This is a genomic window from Arachnia propionica, assembly GCF_900637725.1.
In the GTDB taxonomy this organism is placed as follows: Bacteria; Actinomycetota; Actinomycetes; order Propionibacteriales; family Propionibacteriaceae; genus Arachnia; species Arachnia propionica.
On sequence record NZ_LR134406.1, the window covers coordinates 677,356 to 691,618 of the forward strand.

Below are 14,263 nucleotides of genomic sequence, written 5' to 3' on the forward strand. Positions count from 1 at the left end.
ATCGGCGGAAAGGGAGGAAGTATTGAACGAATACGACACATCCTTCCGGGAGCGGGCCCATCTCGCCGACGACCGCGGCTTCAGTCCGCCGGTGTACCGCTTCGCACCCCGGGCGGGCCTGGCGGACGTGGTGCGGCGTTTCTGGGTGCCGGTGTGGGATCTCGCGCCCGGCCGGGAGTCGATCCAGCGGGTCCTGCAATACCCGGTCTGTCTCATCGTCATCGACGCCGACCACGCCAGTCTGGTTGGCCCCACCAGCGGACTCGCCACCAAGAGGCTCACCGGCCGTGGCTGGACCGTCGGTGTGCTTCTGCAACCCGCCGTCGGGCGGCAGCTGATCGGGGCGGACGTCTCGACCCTGGTTGACGGGCAGATCGCGCTCGAGGATTCCACCCTGGTGGAGGTTCCTCGACTGGTCGCCGACATCCGGGCCAGCATGACTCACCCCGACGATCCGGCCGCCAGGGAATCCGCCATCGCGGTGATGGAGACCGCGCTGCGGAGGCTGGCCCCGGTGGATCCTGAGGGTCTCGCGGTGAACACCATCGTCCGCACCGTTGAAAACGACCCCACCATCCGGCGGGTTTCCCAGATCTGCGAACGCTTCGGCATGAACGAACGCGCACTGCAACGCTTGGCGGCGAAACGAATCGGGCTGACACCGAAATGGCTGATCCGCCGCAGACGGCTCCATGAGGCGTCCTGGCAGCTGTCCGGGGAGGTCTCCCTGGCGGAGCTGGCGGCGTCCCTCGGATACTCCGACCAAGCCCATTTCCAACGCGATTTCCAGTCGGCAACCGGCATCACGCCGACCACCTATTCCAAGCAGCGCGGATCGGTCTCAGAGAAGACGAGAGGAGAAGCTTAGAATCCTCCTCAGTCGGGCAGTGAGCGGGTGCCGTAGATCTTCTCCCAGTCGTCTATGAAGGTGTCGACGGCGGCCTCGATTCCCGGCGCCGACAGGGCGACGCGCAGCAGTTTCGGCGACAGCGTCACCGCGTCGGCGCCCGCCTCGAGGGCGTGGGAGACCTGGGAGACGTTCTTGAAACTAGCCGCCATGATCTTGCTGGGGGCGTCGAACCGGCGGATGAAACCGGCGAGGGCCTCCAGGGTGCCGCGGGTGTCGATGTCGAGCGACTGCATCCGGTTGTAGTACGGCGCCAGGTAGTCGACGCCGGTTGCGATCGCCAGGAAACCCTGGGTCTTGGAGTAGATCGCGGTAGCGGTCACCTTGACCCCTTCGGCCTTCAGGTGGCGCATGGCCGCGATACCGGCCTCGGTGGTGGGGATCTTGGGGTAGACCCTGTCGTCGATCCTGTCCAGCAGCTTGTGGGCGTCGTCGATCATGCCCCGGGTGTCCTTGGCGAGGACCTGCACGTGAAGGGTGCGATCCGGACCGATGATCTCGCGGATCCGGCGGAAGTGCGCGTAGAAATCAACCTTGCCCTCGGCCTTGAGGATCGTGGGGTTGGTTGTCACTCCGGTGACGGGGTAGATCGGGGTCAGCCGCTCGATGTCATCGAGATTGGCCGTGTCGAACAGGATGTCCATGACGCACAACCCTAATGGCAGGGCCTTCGCCGCCGCACCCGACCGTCCCGGTGGGTTTTCGACGATCACTCCTTCAGCGCGTACAACCAGGCCAGCAGGAGGGAACGGGAGAACCCGTCATCGATGGGAACCGTATCCGCCAGCTCGATCGCCTGTTTCCGGGCCTCCGGTCCGGACAGGGCCCAGTAGGCCAGCAACAGGTCCCCGTAGGTGCGGTTGAAGGTGTCGGCCGTCAACGCCTTGTCGACATTGGTCGCCACCCGGGCCCGGTCCACCCCCAGGTAGGTGGAGGCGGGGGTTATGGGAAGAACCTGGATGGCCAGGCCTGCCTCCGGGTCGGGGGAGAACCAGGTGGCGAAGTCCCGTTTGCCGCCGAAGTTCAGGGGTAGATAGCTGTACTCGAGGGGTGCGTACAGCGGGTCGTCGACGTTGAAGTTCAGCCAGTACTTCAAAGCGGCATCGGCCTCGCTGGACTGCATCCAGGCGGCCTGGTCCGCCAACGCCTGATCGCCGCTGGTTTCCGCCCAGAGCCGCAGCCCCATCCAGGCCGCGACGGCCTCGCTGGTGGATTCCTGGTTGTTGGCGTCGGCGAACGGTGAGGTGCCGGAGGCCCACGAGTGGGAGGCGTAGACGTCGTAGACGCGCATGGCGGGGAAATTGTCCGAGGCCGTCGGGCGGGCGATGTCGGAGGCCAGCAGGGTCGCCACCGGCGACAATTCCGGGAGCAGGCTCGGGTCGTCCATGGCGGCGAGGGCCGCCGCGTGCAGGAAGTAGCCGTAGTGGAAGTGGTGGTCGTTGAACTCGTCGCTGCCGAAGGTGGACACCAGACCGACCATGCCGTGATTGGTCTGGTCGTAGAAGAAACAACGGTCGGCCTTCGAATCGGCGCATCCCGCCGGGTTCAGCCACGTCTTCAACTCGGGCACCAGCCGGTTGCGGACCTTTGTCGCCAGGTCATCGCGCCCCAGTGTTTTCGCCAGGTGCATGAGCTGGGCATCCCGGGCCATTGCCTTCCCGGCGAAGTAGGTGTCGGCGGGATAGGCCGGAAGGCCCTGCACGTCCGCCTCGAGGTGTGTGATGAGTTTCGTGCGGGCGGTTTCGTCCAGGCCACCCAGGTCGTAGTTTGCCGGGGCCGACTGCTTCGGGGTGTTCCAGGTCACCGAAGACGTCAAACACAGCCGGAGTTTGCCGTAGACGCTTTCGTAGGTTCCCATCTGGCATTCCTGGGCGGTGTCAGCCACCTGATGGGGCATGGTGGCCACCAGGGTGGGTGCCCCGTCGGTGGTGTGCCACCCGATGGTGGTGGAAACCTTCTCGTCGCCAACCTGCCACGACGCTTCGGACGAGGCCACGGGATGGATCTTGTCGAGCAGGTCCGTCTTCGACATCCCGTCGGGAACGGCGGCCCACGTCGCTGCCTGTCCCTCCGCCAGCTGCAACTGGGAGGCGCCGGAACCGGGGTCTGGGGTCAGGGCGAAGCGGTCGGGCAGCGGGGAGGTCTCCAGGGTCACCGACTTCAATGCGGTGAAGGTGATCTGGGGGGACCCCTGGGCCAGGGTGACACGGCCCACGGGCCCGGATGCGTCCCGTGCCTCCGCGACGACGGTGACCGTGTCGTAGGCCACCACCTGCCAGCCCTCAACACCCGGCAGGGTTACGGTGACCTCGGGTCGGTGGCCGCCGAACAGGGTCTTCTCGGTGGATTTCACCTCCGGCAGCCCGAAATCGAACCCGGTGGCCTTCAGCTGGAAGCTCAGCGGCAGGGGATACACCGGCAGGGGTTCGGGGCCGAAAACCATCCCCGAGAACCACCGGTTGGTGGGTGGCACGAGACCCTTCGCGAGTCGGGCGGGGTTGAGATCCTTGCCCTGGCGGTGGTTCACCGCCTCAAGGGCGGCCGCCTCACCGGACAACCCGTTCGTCGACGCGCCCGTTGAGGGCGGGGGTTCGGGCGAGGGTTTGTGAGAACACTGGCTGGACAGCAGCACGATCGCGATCGAGCAGGTGAACGTCAGGAAGGGTTTGAGAAATCGTTTCAACGCAGGCCGATCTTCACCAGGAATTCACGAAGAGTTTGGGTGGGTCCGGCCAGCGGGCCGTCGTCCCTCAGGCTCATGACCGCATTGACGGGCGTGTTTCGCCGGGTGAGCAACGTGAGGTCGTCGGCCTGGAGACCGTCGCTGGCGACCGTCACCTCAGTGACGGTTTTCTTCGAGGTCTCGTCGGTGCCGATGTTGACGCTCATGACCCGTCCCTCCACGAGCTGGCCGTCGGGCAGGTGAATCGCGACCTTGCCATCCTGCTCGATCCGTCCGTAGTCGGAGGGGTTGAGCTGGAACGTCGCCACCACGGTCTTGTTCTTGTTGGAGACGATCTCGGCCAAACGCTCGCTGCCGTTGACGTAACTGCCCTCGAAGGCCGTGAAACTCTCTAGGTAACCATCGATGGTGGCGTAGAAGGTGATGGTGCCCAACTCCAGGTCCACCTTGTAGCCGTCGGTGCTGGTTGGTTTCATCCCGAGGGCCGCCATGTCCCGCAAGTTGGAGCTGATGACCGTGAAGAGCTGGTCGCCGGCCGATACGTGATCACCGGGATTGCGTTTCTGATCCGTGACCAGGCCCCCGTACGGGGAGGCGACGACCGTGCGGGGAGCATCGACGTGGGCCGCGATACTTGCCACCTGATTTTGCCGCTGGTTGAACAACAGCGTCAGTAGGCCGACGATGAGGACGATGATGACGATGCCGCTGAGGAGCTTGAGACGATTCAGCCAGGACATGGATCAGCCCTTTCGGTCTTGAAGTTCGGGATTTTCTGCGAGGGCGCCCTTGGCTGCCTGGGCGTCCAGGATGGCTTCGACGTCCAAGGCCTCGGACTGCCTGCCCACCGAGACCAGCTGCCTGTCGGCGTAGGGGGATTCAGCTGCCTCCAGACCGCGCTGGGGCTGTGTCTTTTCCCGTTTCTTCTGTCGGTTCTCCAAGAATGCAGTCACGACGAACGCACCGAGGAAGAATGAGTTCAAAACGCACCAGAACGTGGCGATGTTGAGATGTCCCATCGAGTAGTCTCGGTAGATGGAGACGATCGAGGTGCCTACCATGAGGACGAACGCCCAGACCTGCACCATTATGAAGTTGAACGCGGAGGCCTTACCGCCGGTGGCTCCCGTGACCGACCATTTCGTATCCACCTTGAGTAGGGCATTGAAGAATGCCTTGATGTAGATCGGGAAGGAATTGGCAGCGAGCAGGAGAACCTCCCAACGGAATGTGCCCGCGATCACGGCTGCCAGCAAAATCTGCATGGCGTAGAAACCGGGGTAGAACAAGGCCCACTCGTACCATTTGACGGCGAGTGTCACGGGTCGCAGGTCGAAGAACACCTCCAGCACAGGGACCAGCATGAGGAGGCCCGGTGCTATGCCCGTGAAGTAGAACGTGCACGTGGCGAAGTACATGAGCCGTTGGTCCATGTGGAGGCGACGACGTGGCCTGAGGGGGTTGTGCGTCAAAAGGATCTCGAACCCCCCGGTGGCCCAGCGGAGCTGCTGCTTGCTGTAGGACTCGATGGTGTCGGGGGTCTCGCCGATGGCGAGCTCCTTGGGCTGGAAGATCGAGCGCCAGCCTCGTTCGTGCAGGAGGATCGAGGTCCAGATGTCCTCCGACTTGGACTGGGTGTAGATCCCGCCGATGTCCTTCACGGCCGCGCGGCGGAACAGCACGTTGGTGCCGACGCAGAACGCCGCGTTGAACTCGTTGCGCCCCGGCTGGATGAACCGGTAGAAAACCATCTGGATGAACCCCGCACCCCTGGAGACGATGTTGTTGAGGTTGCCGTAAACCTGAGGCGTCTGCACGAAGGCCACGTTCGGGTCCTCCATGAACGGAAGCGTCTCGTAGAGGAAGTCGGGTTTGGCCACGAAGTCTGCATCGAAGATGACGAAGAACTCGGCCTTGGCCACCGACAGGGCGTTGTTGACGTTGCCGGCCTTGGCCCCGGAGCTGCCGAGGCGGCGCACGTAGCGGCAGCCGAGGGTCTTGGCCAGGTCCCGAACCTCATCCGAGTCCCCGTCGTCCAGGATCCAGGTGGTGTGGAGGCCGCGCATTGCCATGGCGGCCTTGACCGTGGTCCTGATGACGTCCAGTGATTCGCCGTAGACCGTGATCAGCACGTCCACGTTGGCCTGGCGGCCGTTCAGGTACATGGGCCATTTCGTGGGGTCGTTGCTGATTCTCAGGCGGGCGTTGAGCTGCGGGTCGAACATCTTGGCCTGGGCGGCCTGGAAACTGTAGCTGGGCTGGCGGCCGTAGCCGGAAAGTATCGTCCACAGGGCCATGGCAGCCTGGAAAATGAGAATCAGTTCGCACGTGATGACGATGAGCCACGGGATGAGGTCACCCCTGAAAGCGGGGTTGAGGATGAAGCATGCGTATGCAAGAACACCGATCGACGCGAGAATGGCGACCAAGAGTAGGGTGGGGGAGTAGCGACCTGAGGTCGAGGCCCGGCGTTCCTCGGGGGCGAGGTTGTCGACAAGCGCTAGTTCGGTATCGGCATTAACGATTGATAAATCAACTTTTGGGCGGCGGCGCCGGGAATGGCGTGACGAGGGCACGGGGCCTCCTGGTGAAGTTGTCTTCTAGTGCTGCTTGAGGGGGTCGGGGGACGCGAAAACCGAATGAGGTTAACCTTCGCCGCCAAGAGCATACCTTAGCCAATCTGAGTTTCGTGCATCGACGGGTTCGTGGGAGTTGCGCAAAGGACCGCCGGGGGTTCACGAACGGGGATTCATCGTTTTGTCGCTCTTCGTTCGATGGTCGAATCGAAACCAATTGACAGGGGCGGCTGTGGTGTGGTCCCGAGGGTGGAGCCGCCGTGATCATGCTAGTCAATGGCGAGAGTCGGGGTCTGGGGTTGTCGAGTGCGCCGCCCCGAGGCTCGGCGGATGTGCGATCAGCTTGTGCTACTGTTTCTTGACGTCCGAAAACGATGAGGTATCGTAGGACTTACGAAAGAGTTTCGTAAGTGAACAGAAGGGTCCAGCGATGGTGGTGGAACGCACGGAACGTGAGAGCGCGATCCTCGCGAAGCTGGCCGACGACGGACGGCTGAGCGTCTCCGGCCTGGCCAGCGACTTCGGGGTCTCCGAGGTGACCATCCGCGGCCACCTGCGCACCCTCGAACAGCAGGGCATGCTTGTGCGCACCCGTGGCGGGGCGCGGCCCATCACCCTCCAGGGAATCCTGCAGCGGCAGCAGGTCAACGTGGAGGCCAAGGAGAAGATCGCGCAGGCCGCCGCGGAGCTGATCGGCGACGACGACACCGTCATGATCGAGGCCGGAACCACCGCGGCGCTGATCGCCCGGCACCTGACCGGCAGGCGAGGGGTGCAGATCGTCACCAACTCGACGCTGGTGTTCAACAACGCCCGCACCAACCCAGCGCTGAACATCATCCTTGCGGGCGGGGTGTTCCGGCCTGAGTCGGAATCCCTGGTCGGCCCCCTCGCGGAACGCGCCATCGCCGATTTCAACACCCGCATCGCCTTCCTCGGCACCGACGGTTTCTCACCCGAACGCGGGTTGACGACACGTTTCGTCGAGGGTGCGCAGGTGGCAACCACCATGCGGGAGCGCGCCGAACAGACCTGGCTGGTGGCCGATTCCAGCAAGTTCGGGCAGGCGGGGTTCGTTTCCTTCCTGCCGCTGGATGCCATCACGGGCATCATCACCGACTCCGGTCTCCCCGACGATGCCGTGGAGGCCCTCAAGGAACACACCCACGTTCGCATCGTCTAGGAGAAACCAAATGGCAACCGTCATAGTCATGCCGGCCCTCGGGAACAGCGTCGAGTCCTGTCTCATCGTTTCCTGGCTGGTCAAGGAGGGCGACACCATCGCCGAGAACGGCATCCTCTGCGAGGTGGAGACCGACAAGGCCTCCATGGAGGTGCCCAGCACCGCGTCCGGGACCGTGCTGAAGCTGCTGTGGGCCGAGGGCGACGACGTCCCCGTCAAACAGCCCCTCCTCGTGGTAGGGGAACCCGGCGAGGACCCCGCCCCCGTGCTCGCTGAGGTGGGTTTCGGCGCCGCGCAGGAGGAGACCCCCGAACAGGCCACCGTCGCGACCGCTGAGCCTCCGGAGCAGGCGCCCACCGGCGCTTCCGTGGCCGGTGACGAACGCGGCTCCAGTCCGCGCGCCCGCAACCTGGCCGCCGCCGAGGGCATCGACATCGCGGCCGTGCCCGCGGGAACCGGCCCCGGAGGTCGCGTGATAGCCCGCGACGTCGCCGCCGTCGCCGAGACCACCACCAGGGCGGCGGCCCGGGCCGGAGCGGTCGCGGGTGAGGGCACCGGGCTCGGCGGTCGCGTCAGCCAGGCCGACCTCACCGCCCCCGCCGCACCGGCAGAGGAAACCCCCACGCCGGCCCCAGCGGCGGTCGGAGGAGCCGACCCGGACTTCCCCGGACCCAGCACAAGCACCCCGCTGAAGGGCATCCGCAAGGTGATCTCCGAGCGGATGATGCACTCCCTGGCCAGCTCCGCGCAGCTCACCTACACCACCACCGCGCGGGCCCAGGGCCTCCTCGACATGCGCAAGAAGCTGAAGAACTCCGACCCGGCGCTCGGCCTGAACAAGGTGACCATCGGCGACCTCGTCGGATTCGCCGCCGTCAGGACCGCCGCCAAACACCCCACCCACAACGCCCACCTCGAGGACGGCGTGCTGACCACCTTCGAGCGGGTCCACCTCGGTTTCGCCTGCGACACCCCGCGCGGCCTCCTCGTCCCGACGGTGCGCAACGCCTCGCAGCTCAGCCTCGGCCAATTCTCCGCGATCTGCAAGGACCTCGCCGCGCAGGCCATCGAGGGCACCATCAGCCCCGACCTGCTGGGCGGGGCCACCTTCACCGTCTCCAACCTGGGTGGTTTCGGCATCGAACACTTCACCCCGCTGCTGAACGTGCCCCAGACCGCGATCCTCGGCGTCGACGCCATCTTCCCCCGCGCCTACGCGGATGAGAAGGGCAAGGTCCGCGTCGAACAGCGCATCGGATTGTCGCTGACCGCCGACCACCGGGTCATCGACGGTGCCGACGCGGCCCGTTTCCTGCAGGACCTCGTGGCCTTCCTCGAGAACATCGAACTGGCCGCCCTGAGCTGAGAGGACGAACAATGACCGACCACGACGTCATCGTGCTGGGCGGCGGCCCCGGCGGCTACATCGCCGCCGAGCGGCTCGGCCACGCGGGGAAGAACGTGCTCCTCGTCGAGGCCGCATCACTGGGCGGCACCTGCCTGAACGTGGGATGCATCCCCACCAAAACCCTCCTCGGGGCCGCCAAGACCTACGACCATGCCCGTCACGGAGCCCAGTTCGGGGTGAAGGTTGACGGCGCCCATATCGACTGGCCCGCCCTGCAGAAATGGAAGGACAAGGTGGTCTCCACTCTCGTCGGTGGGGTCGCTGCCACCGAGAAGAAGGCCGGGGTCACCGTCGTGCACGGCCACGGCACCTTCGACGGCCCCGGGAAGGTCACCGTCGACGGCACCACTCACACCGCCACCCACGTGATCCTCGCCACCGGATCGGTGCCCGTGATGCCCCCCATCCCCGGCGCCAAGGACAACCCGTTGGTCATCGACTCCACCGGCGCTCTCTCGTTGCCGGAGATTCCGGAACGCCTGGCCGTGATCGGTGGCGGTGTCATTGGGGTGGAGTTCGCCTCGCTGTATTCCATGCTCGGTACGCAGGTCACCGTCATCGAGATGCTGCCCGAGATCGTCCCCTTCGCCGACGACGACGTGGCCGCGCAGCTCCGCAAAGCCCTGAAGGATGTCACCTTCAAACTTGGCTGCCGGGTTACCTCCATCGATGGTGGAAAGGTGAACTGGACCACCGCCGACGGCGCCGAGGAGAGCGTCGAGGCCGACTACGTGTTGATGGCCGTCGGACGCCGGCCCGCAGTCGACGGCTGGGGTGCAGAGAACACCGGCCTGGAGTACTCCGGTCGCGGAGTGGTCGTTGATGACCGGATGCGCACCAACCTGCCGAACGTGTGGGCGATCGGGGACGTCACTGGTCGCAGCCTGCTAGCCCACGCCGCTTACCGCATGGGCGAGGTGGCCGCCGCCAACATCCTCGACCCCGAGGCCCACCGCCGCGGCGAGGTGATGCGCTGGCACACCGTCCCGTGGGCTGTCTACACCGCCCCCGAGTGCGCCGGCATCGGACTCACCGAGGCCGCGGCCAGGAAGGCGGGCCGTGACATCATCACCGCGAGCGTCCCCGGCTACATGTCCGGTCGGTTCGTGGCCGAGAACGGTCTCCAGGCCCCGGGACTGGCCAAACTCATCCTCGACGCCGAGACCCGCCAGGTGCTGGGCATTCATGTGCTGGGCAGCTATGCGGCCGAGATGATCTGGGGCGCCTCCGCCGTGCTGGAAACCGAACTGGACCTCACCGACCTGCGTCAGCTCGTCTTCCCCCATCCCACAGTCAGTGAACTGATCCGCGAGGCCGCCTGGGCGGCCAAGGCCTGATCGACAAGGAAAAGAGACAACAAAACTATGACCCGCTCACTCATCGTCGATCCGACGAACGTGCGTGCCAAGGGCGTCATCACGGCGCCCGAGATCCCCGTCAACGCCTACGAACCCAACTTCAAGGCGGAACTGAAACGCCACGGCAAGCAGGGGCTCATCGACATCCTGCACGACATGATCGCCGTGCGCTCCTTCGAGACCATGCTCAATTCCATCAAGACCACCGGTGCCTGGAACGGCGTGGAGTACAACCACCGCGGCCCCGCGCACCTCAGCATCGGACAGGAATCCGCTGTGGTGGGGCAGGCCTCGCAGCTCGGTGCCGACGACTTCGTCTTCGGATCCCACCGCAGCCACGGCGAGATCCTCGCCAAGTGTTTCTCCGCCTCCCGCAAACTCGATGCCGCGGACCTGGAACACATCATGAAGGAATTCCTGGACGGCGAAACCCTCTCCTTCGCCGAGCAGGTTTCCGACGACGGCCTGGCCGATGTCGCCGAGAACTTCATCCTCTACGGCGCCGTCGCCGAAACCTTCGCCCGCAAGGCCGGTTTCAACCGCGGCCTCGGCGGTTCCATGCACGCCTTCTTCACCCCGTTCGGTTCCATGCCGAACAACGCCATCGTCGGCGGCTCCGCGGACATCGCCACCGGTGCGGCGCTGTTCAAGCGCATCAACCGCCGGGCCGGCATTGTGATTGCGAACATCGGTGACGCGTCCATGGGTTGCGGCCCCGTCTGGGAATCCATGATGCTGGCCGCCATGGACCAGTACCGCACCCTGTGGAAAGACGGTGTGGAGGGCAATCCGCCGATCTGGTTCAACTTCTTCAACAACTTCTACGGCATGGGTGGCCAGACCTCCGGCGAAACCATGGGCTACGACATCCTGGCGCGCGTCGGCATGGGTGTGAACCCGGAGGCCATGCACGCCGAACGTGTCGACGGCCTCAACCCGCTCGCCGTCGCCGACGCCGTCGCCCGCAAACGTGAACTCCTCGACGCGGGTCGCGGACCGGTGCTCACCGACACCATCACCTACCGCTTCTCCGGACACTCCCCGTCGGACGCCTCCTCCTACCGCACCCGCGAGGAAGTGGAACTGTGGGAGAAACACGACGGCCTCAAGAACTACGCCGCCTACCTGATCAAGAACAAGGTGCTCACCCAGGCCGACGTGAACGCCATCCAGCAGAGGTTCGACGAGCGCCTCACCAAGGTGATCGCCCTGGCGACCCGCGATGAAGACCTCAGCCCGCGCGTGCACATGGACTTCATCGACACGGTGATGTACAGCAACGGCAACAAGGAGAAGCTGTCGGAAGAGGAACCGCAGCTGCTCACCCCGCTGGCCGAGAACCCGCGCGTCAAGGCGCTGAGGAACAAGATCCGCACCGCCCGCGACGAGAACGGCAAACCGGTCTCCAAGAACAAGGCCTTCGCCTACCGCGACGCGATCTTCGAGGCCGTGGCGCACCGTTTCGCCACCGACCCGACGCTCGCCGCGTGGGGCGAGGAGAACCGCGACTGGGGTGGCGCGTTCGCCGTCTACCGTGGCCTGACGGAGCTGCTGCCCTACCACCGCCTGTTCAACTCGCCCATCTCCGAGGCCGCGATCGTCGGTGCCGGTGTCGGCTACGCCCTCTCCGGGGGTCGCGCGCTGGTGGAGCTGATGTACTGCGACTTCCTGGGGCGCGCGGGCGACGAGATCTTCAACCAGGCCGCGAAATGGCAGGCGATGTCCGCGGGTCTGCTGGAGATGCCGCTCGTGATCCGCGTCAGCGTCGGCAACAAGTACGGCGCCCAGCACTCCCAGGACTGGTCGGCGCTGTGCGCGCACATGCCCGGTCTGAAGGTCTACTACCCGGCCACCCCCTACGACGCCAAGGGCATGATGAACCTGGCGTTGCGCGGCACCGACCCGGTGGTGTTCTTCGAGTCCCAGCTGCTCTACGACAAGGCCGAGGAGTTCCAGCCCGGAGGTGTTCCGGAGGGCTACTACGAGGTTCCGGAAGGGGAACCGGTGGTTCGTCGCGAGGGCTCCGACCTGACCATCGCCACCCTCGGTGCCACCTTGTACCGGGCCCTCGAGGCCTCCGACATCCTGCAGTCGAAGTACGGGCTGTCGGCCGAGGTCATCGATCTGCGGTTCGTCGCCCCGCTGAACCTCGACCCGGTGGTCGAGTCGGTGAAGAAAACCGGTCGGCTGCTGCTCAGCTCCGACGCGGTGGAGCGCGGCTCCTTCCTGCAGGACGTCGCGTCCAAGGTGCAGAGCATCGCGTTCGATCACCTCGACGCGCCCGTCACGGTGGTGGGGTCGCGCAACGCCATCACCCCGGCGGCGGAACTGGAGAAGGAGTTCTTCCCGCAACCCGAATGGCTGGTCGACGCGGTCCACGAACGGATCCTGCCGCTGCCGGGTCACGTGACCATCAGCAACCAGACCACCGCCGAACTGGCCCGCCGCACCCGCGAAGGGCTCTGAGCCCACCCCTCGAAGTTGGTTGAGCCGTACTGCGACATCTCCTCCCGAAGCTGGTTGAGCAGGACTGCGATGTCCCCTCCCGAAGCTGGTTGAGCAGGACTGCGACGAAGGAGCAGTCCGTGTCGAAACCATCCGGCCCAGGTCCTCGGGGATGGTCGCCTTGGTTTCGACTCGATCTGCTCGCTGGCGCTCGCGGATCGGCTCAACCGGCTTCGGGAAGGGCAAAGCTGGTTGAGCCGGGTCGTGAGGAATGAGCGGCCCGTGTCGAAACCATCCGGTGGTTGGAAGGCAGACCCGACCACGAGTTCGGTAAAGAGCAGAGCCGGCTCGATCAGCTTCGGGGAAGCGATGGGGAAGAGAGGAAACAGGAAACACATGAACCAGATCAATGACCCGGGGGTTCCACCCGAGGAACGGTTGGCGGCGTTGCGGGTCGTCGCCGGACAGGAGTCCTTCCCCGACTGGGTGGTGGAATCCAACAACCACATCCACACCTGCTATTCCTTCAGCCCCTACACCCCCTCCGGTGCGGCCCTGGGCGCCAGGCGCGCCGGGTTGCGCGTGGTCGGTTCCGTCGACCACGACTCCATCGCCGCCGCCGCCGAGATGACCGAGGCCACCCGCATCCTCGGAATGGGCAGCGTGACGGGGTTCGAGTGCCGCGCCTTCTTCGATCCCGGCGGCCCCTTCGCCACCAGGAAACTCAACAACCCCGACTCCGCGGGGATCGCCTACATGACCGTGCAGGCAATCCCCGCCCCGGCCAGGGCGGAGGTGGATGCGTGGCTCGCCCCGCGGCGCGCAGCGCGACTGGAACGCACCCTCGCGATGGCGGAAGCCGCGAACTCCATCCTCACCCGTCTCGGCCTGGCGTCCTTCGACCCGCAGACCGACATGGTGGCCTGCTCCCAGTACGCCACCGGCGGCGGCATCACCGAACGCCACCTTTTGGCGGCCATGGCCGATGCCCTCATCGACGGTTTCGGTCGCGGTGAAGCCCTGGTCGCGGGGCTACAGGGCATGGGCATCGACGTACCCGCGAAACTCGCCGGCGTCCTGGGCGATGCCGACAACCCGCACCTGACCTACGACCTGTTGGGCGTGCTCAAATCGGAATACCTGGCCAGTATCTACATCCAACCCACCGCCGACGAGTGCCCGACCGCCGAGGAGGTGGTGACCCTCGCCGACTCCGTCGGGGCGATCGCCACCTACGCCTACCTCGGTGACGTCTCCGCCTCGCCGACCGGCGACAAGAAGGCCGAGAAGTTCGAGGACGACTACCTCGACGAACTGTTCGACGCCATGGCAGAGCGCGGACTGCGGGCCGTCACCTACATGCCACCGCGCAACACCCCCCAGCAGCTGCGGCGCATCCACGACCTCGCCACCCGCCACGGCATGTACGAGATCTCCGGGGTGGACATCAACCAGCCCCGGCAGTCGTTCACCTGCCCCGAGCTGCGGGATCCCGGGTTCGCGGCGCTCAACGAGGCAACCTGGGCGCTCGTCGCCCACGAGGCCCTGACCGCCGTCGACCCGTCGCTGCACATCCTCGGCGAGGGTCGTCCACGACCCGAGTGGCTCGCCGCCCGCATCGCCGCGTTCGCGCCCCTCGGTCGCGCCTTGGCCGACGGTGCCGACGCCGCCGAACTCGCCGCCACCGCCCCCAGACTGTGAAA

At 65.6% G+C, this 14,263-nt stretch carries 10 protein-coding genes; 6 read left to right on the forward strand and 4 right to left on the reverse strand.

Features of this window, described 5'->3' with window-relative positions; all coding sequences use genetic code 11:
- Positions 1-22: 22 nt before the first annotated feature.
- Positions 23-868, forward strand: coding sequence for a helix-turn-helix domain-containing protein (locus EL272_RS03030; RefSeq protein WP_014845742.1), 846 nt, complete (start codon positions 23-25; stop codon positions 866-868).
- Positions 869-876: 8 nt separating this feature from the next.
- Here EL272_RS03030 and EL272_RS03035 read toward each other — a convergent pair whose 3' ends face one another.
- From EL272_RS03035 to EL272_RS03050, 4 genes are all read right to left on the reverse strand, one after another.
- Positions 877-1,551 carry a fructose-6-phosphate aldolase gene (locus EL272_RS03035; RefSeq protein WP_061788271.1) on the reverse strand — a complete coding sequence of 225 codons (675 nt, stop codon included), beginning with the start codon at positions 1,549-1,551 and terminating at the stop codon, positions 877-879.
- A 65-nt stretch (positions 1,552-1,616) separates the two neighbouring features.
- Entirely contained in the window at positions 1,617-3,590 is a 1,974-nt protein-coding gene (locus tag EL272_RS03040; protein WP_061788272.1) for a glycosyl hydrolase, read from the reverse strand.
- Entirely contained in the window at positions 3,587-4,330 is a 744-nt protein-coding gene (locus tag EL272_RS03045; RefSeq protein ID WP_014845745.1) for an HlyD family efflux transporter periplasmic adaptor subunit, read from the reverse strand. Before EL272_RS03045 ends, EL272_RS03040 begins: the two co-directional genes overlap by 4 nt.
- Positions 4,331-4,333: 3 nt before the next feature.
- Positions 4,334-6,166, reverse strand: coding sequence for a glycosyltransferase family 2 protein (locus EL272_RS03050; RefSeq protein WP_014845746.1), 1,833 nt, complete (start codon positions 6,164-6,166; stop codon positions 4,334-4,336).
- Positions 6,167-6,596: 430 nt separating this feature from the next.
- Here EL272_RS03050 and EL272_RS03055 point away from each other — a divergent pair, with 430 nt between their 5' ends.
- The 5 genes from EL272_RS03055 to EL272_RS03075 all read left to right on the forward strand — a co-directional run bounded on the left by EL272_RS03055 (position 6,597) and on the right by EL272_RS03075 (position 14,261).
- The gene (locus tag EL272_RS03055; protein ID WP_014845747.1) at positions 6,597-7,349 is read left to right on the forward strand and encodes a DeoR/GlpR family DNA-binding transcription regulator; all 753 of its coding nucleotides are present in this window, start codon (positions 6,597-6,599) and stop codon (positions 7,347-7,349) included.
- Between the two features lie 10 nt (positions 7,350-7,359).
- Entirely contained in the window at positions 7,360-8,715 is a 1,356-nt protein-coding gene (locus EL272_RS03060; RefSeq protein WP_061788273.1) for a dihydrolipoamide acetyltransferase family protein, read from the forward strand.
- A gap of 11 nt (positions 8,716-8,726) precedes the next feature.
- Positions 8,727-10,094: a dihydrolipoyl dehydrogenase gene (gene lpdA, locus EL272_RS03065; RefSeq protein ID WP_061788274.1), complete on the forward strand. Its 1,368-nt coding sequence runs from the start codon at positions 8,727-8,729 to the stop codon at positions 10,092-10,094.
- Between the two features lie 27 nt (positions 10,095-10,121).
- Positions 10,122-12,581 carry an alpha-ketoacid dehydrogenase subunit alpha/beta gene (locus EL272_RS03070; RefSeq protein WP_061788275.1) on the forward strand — a complete coding sequence of 820 codons (2,460 nt, stop codon included), beginning with the start codon at positions 10,122-10,124 and terminating at the stop codon, positions 12,579-12,581.
- A gap of 375 nt (positions 12,582-12,956) precedes the next feature.
- Positions 12,957-14,261 carry a hypothetical protein gene (locus EL272_RS03075; protein ID WP_061788276.1) on the forward strand — a complete coding sequence of 435 codons (1,305 nt, stop codon included), beginning with the start codon at positions 12,957-12,959 and terminating at the stop codon, positions 14,259-14,261.
- The last annotated feature ends 2 nt before the right edge of the window (positions 14,262-14,263 follow it).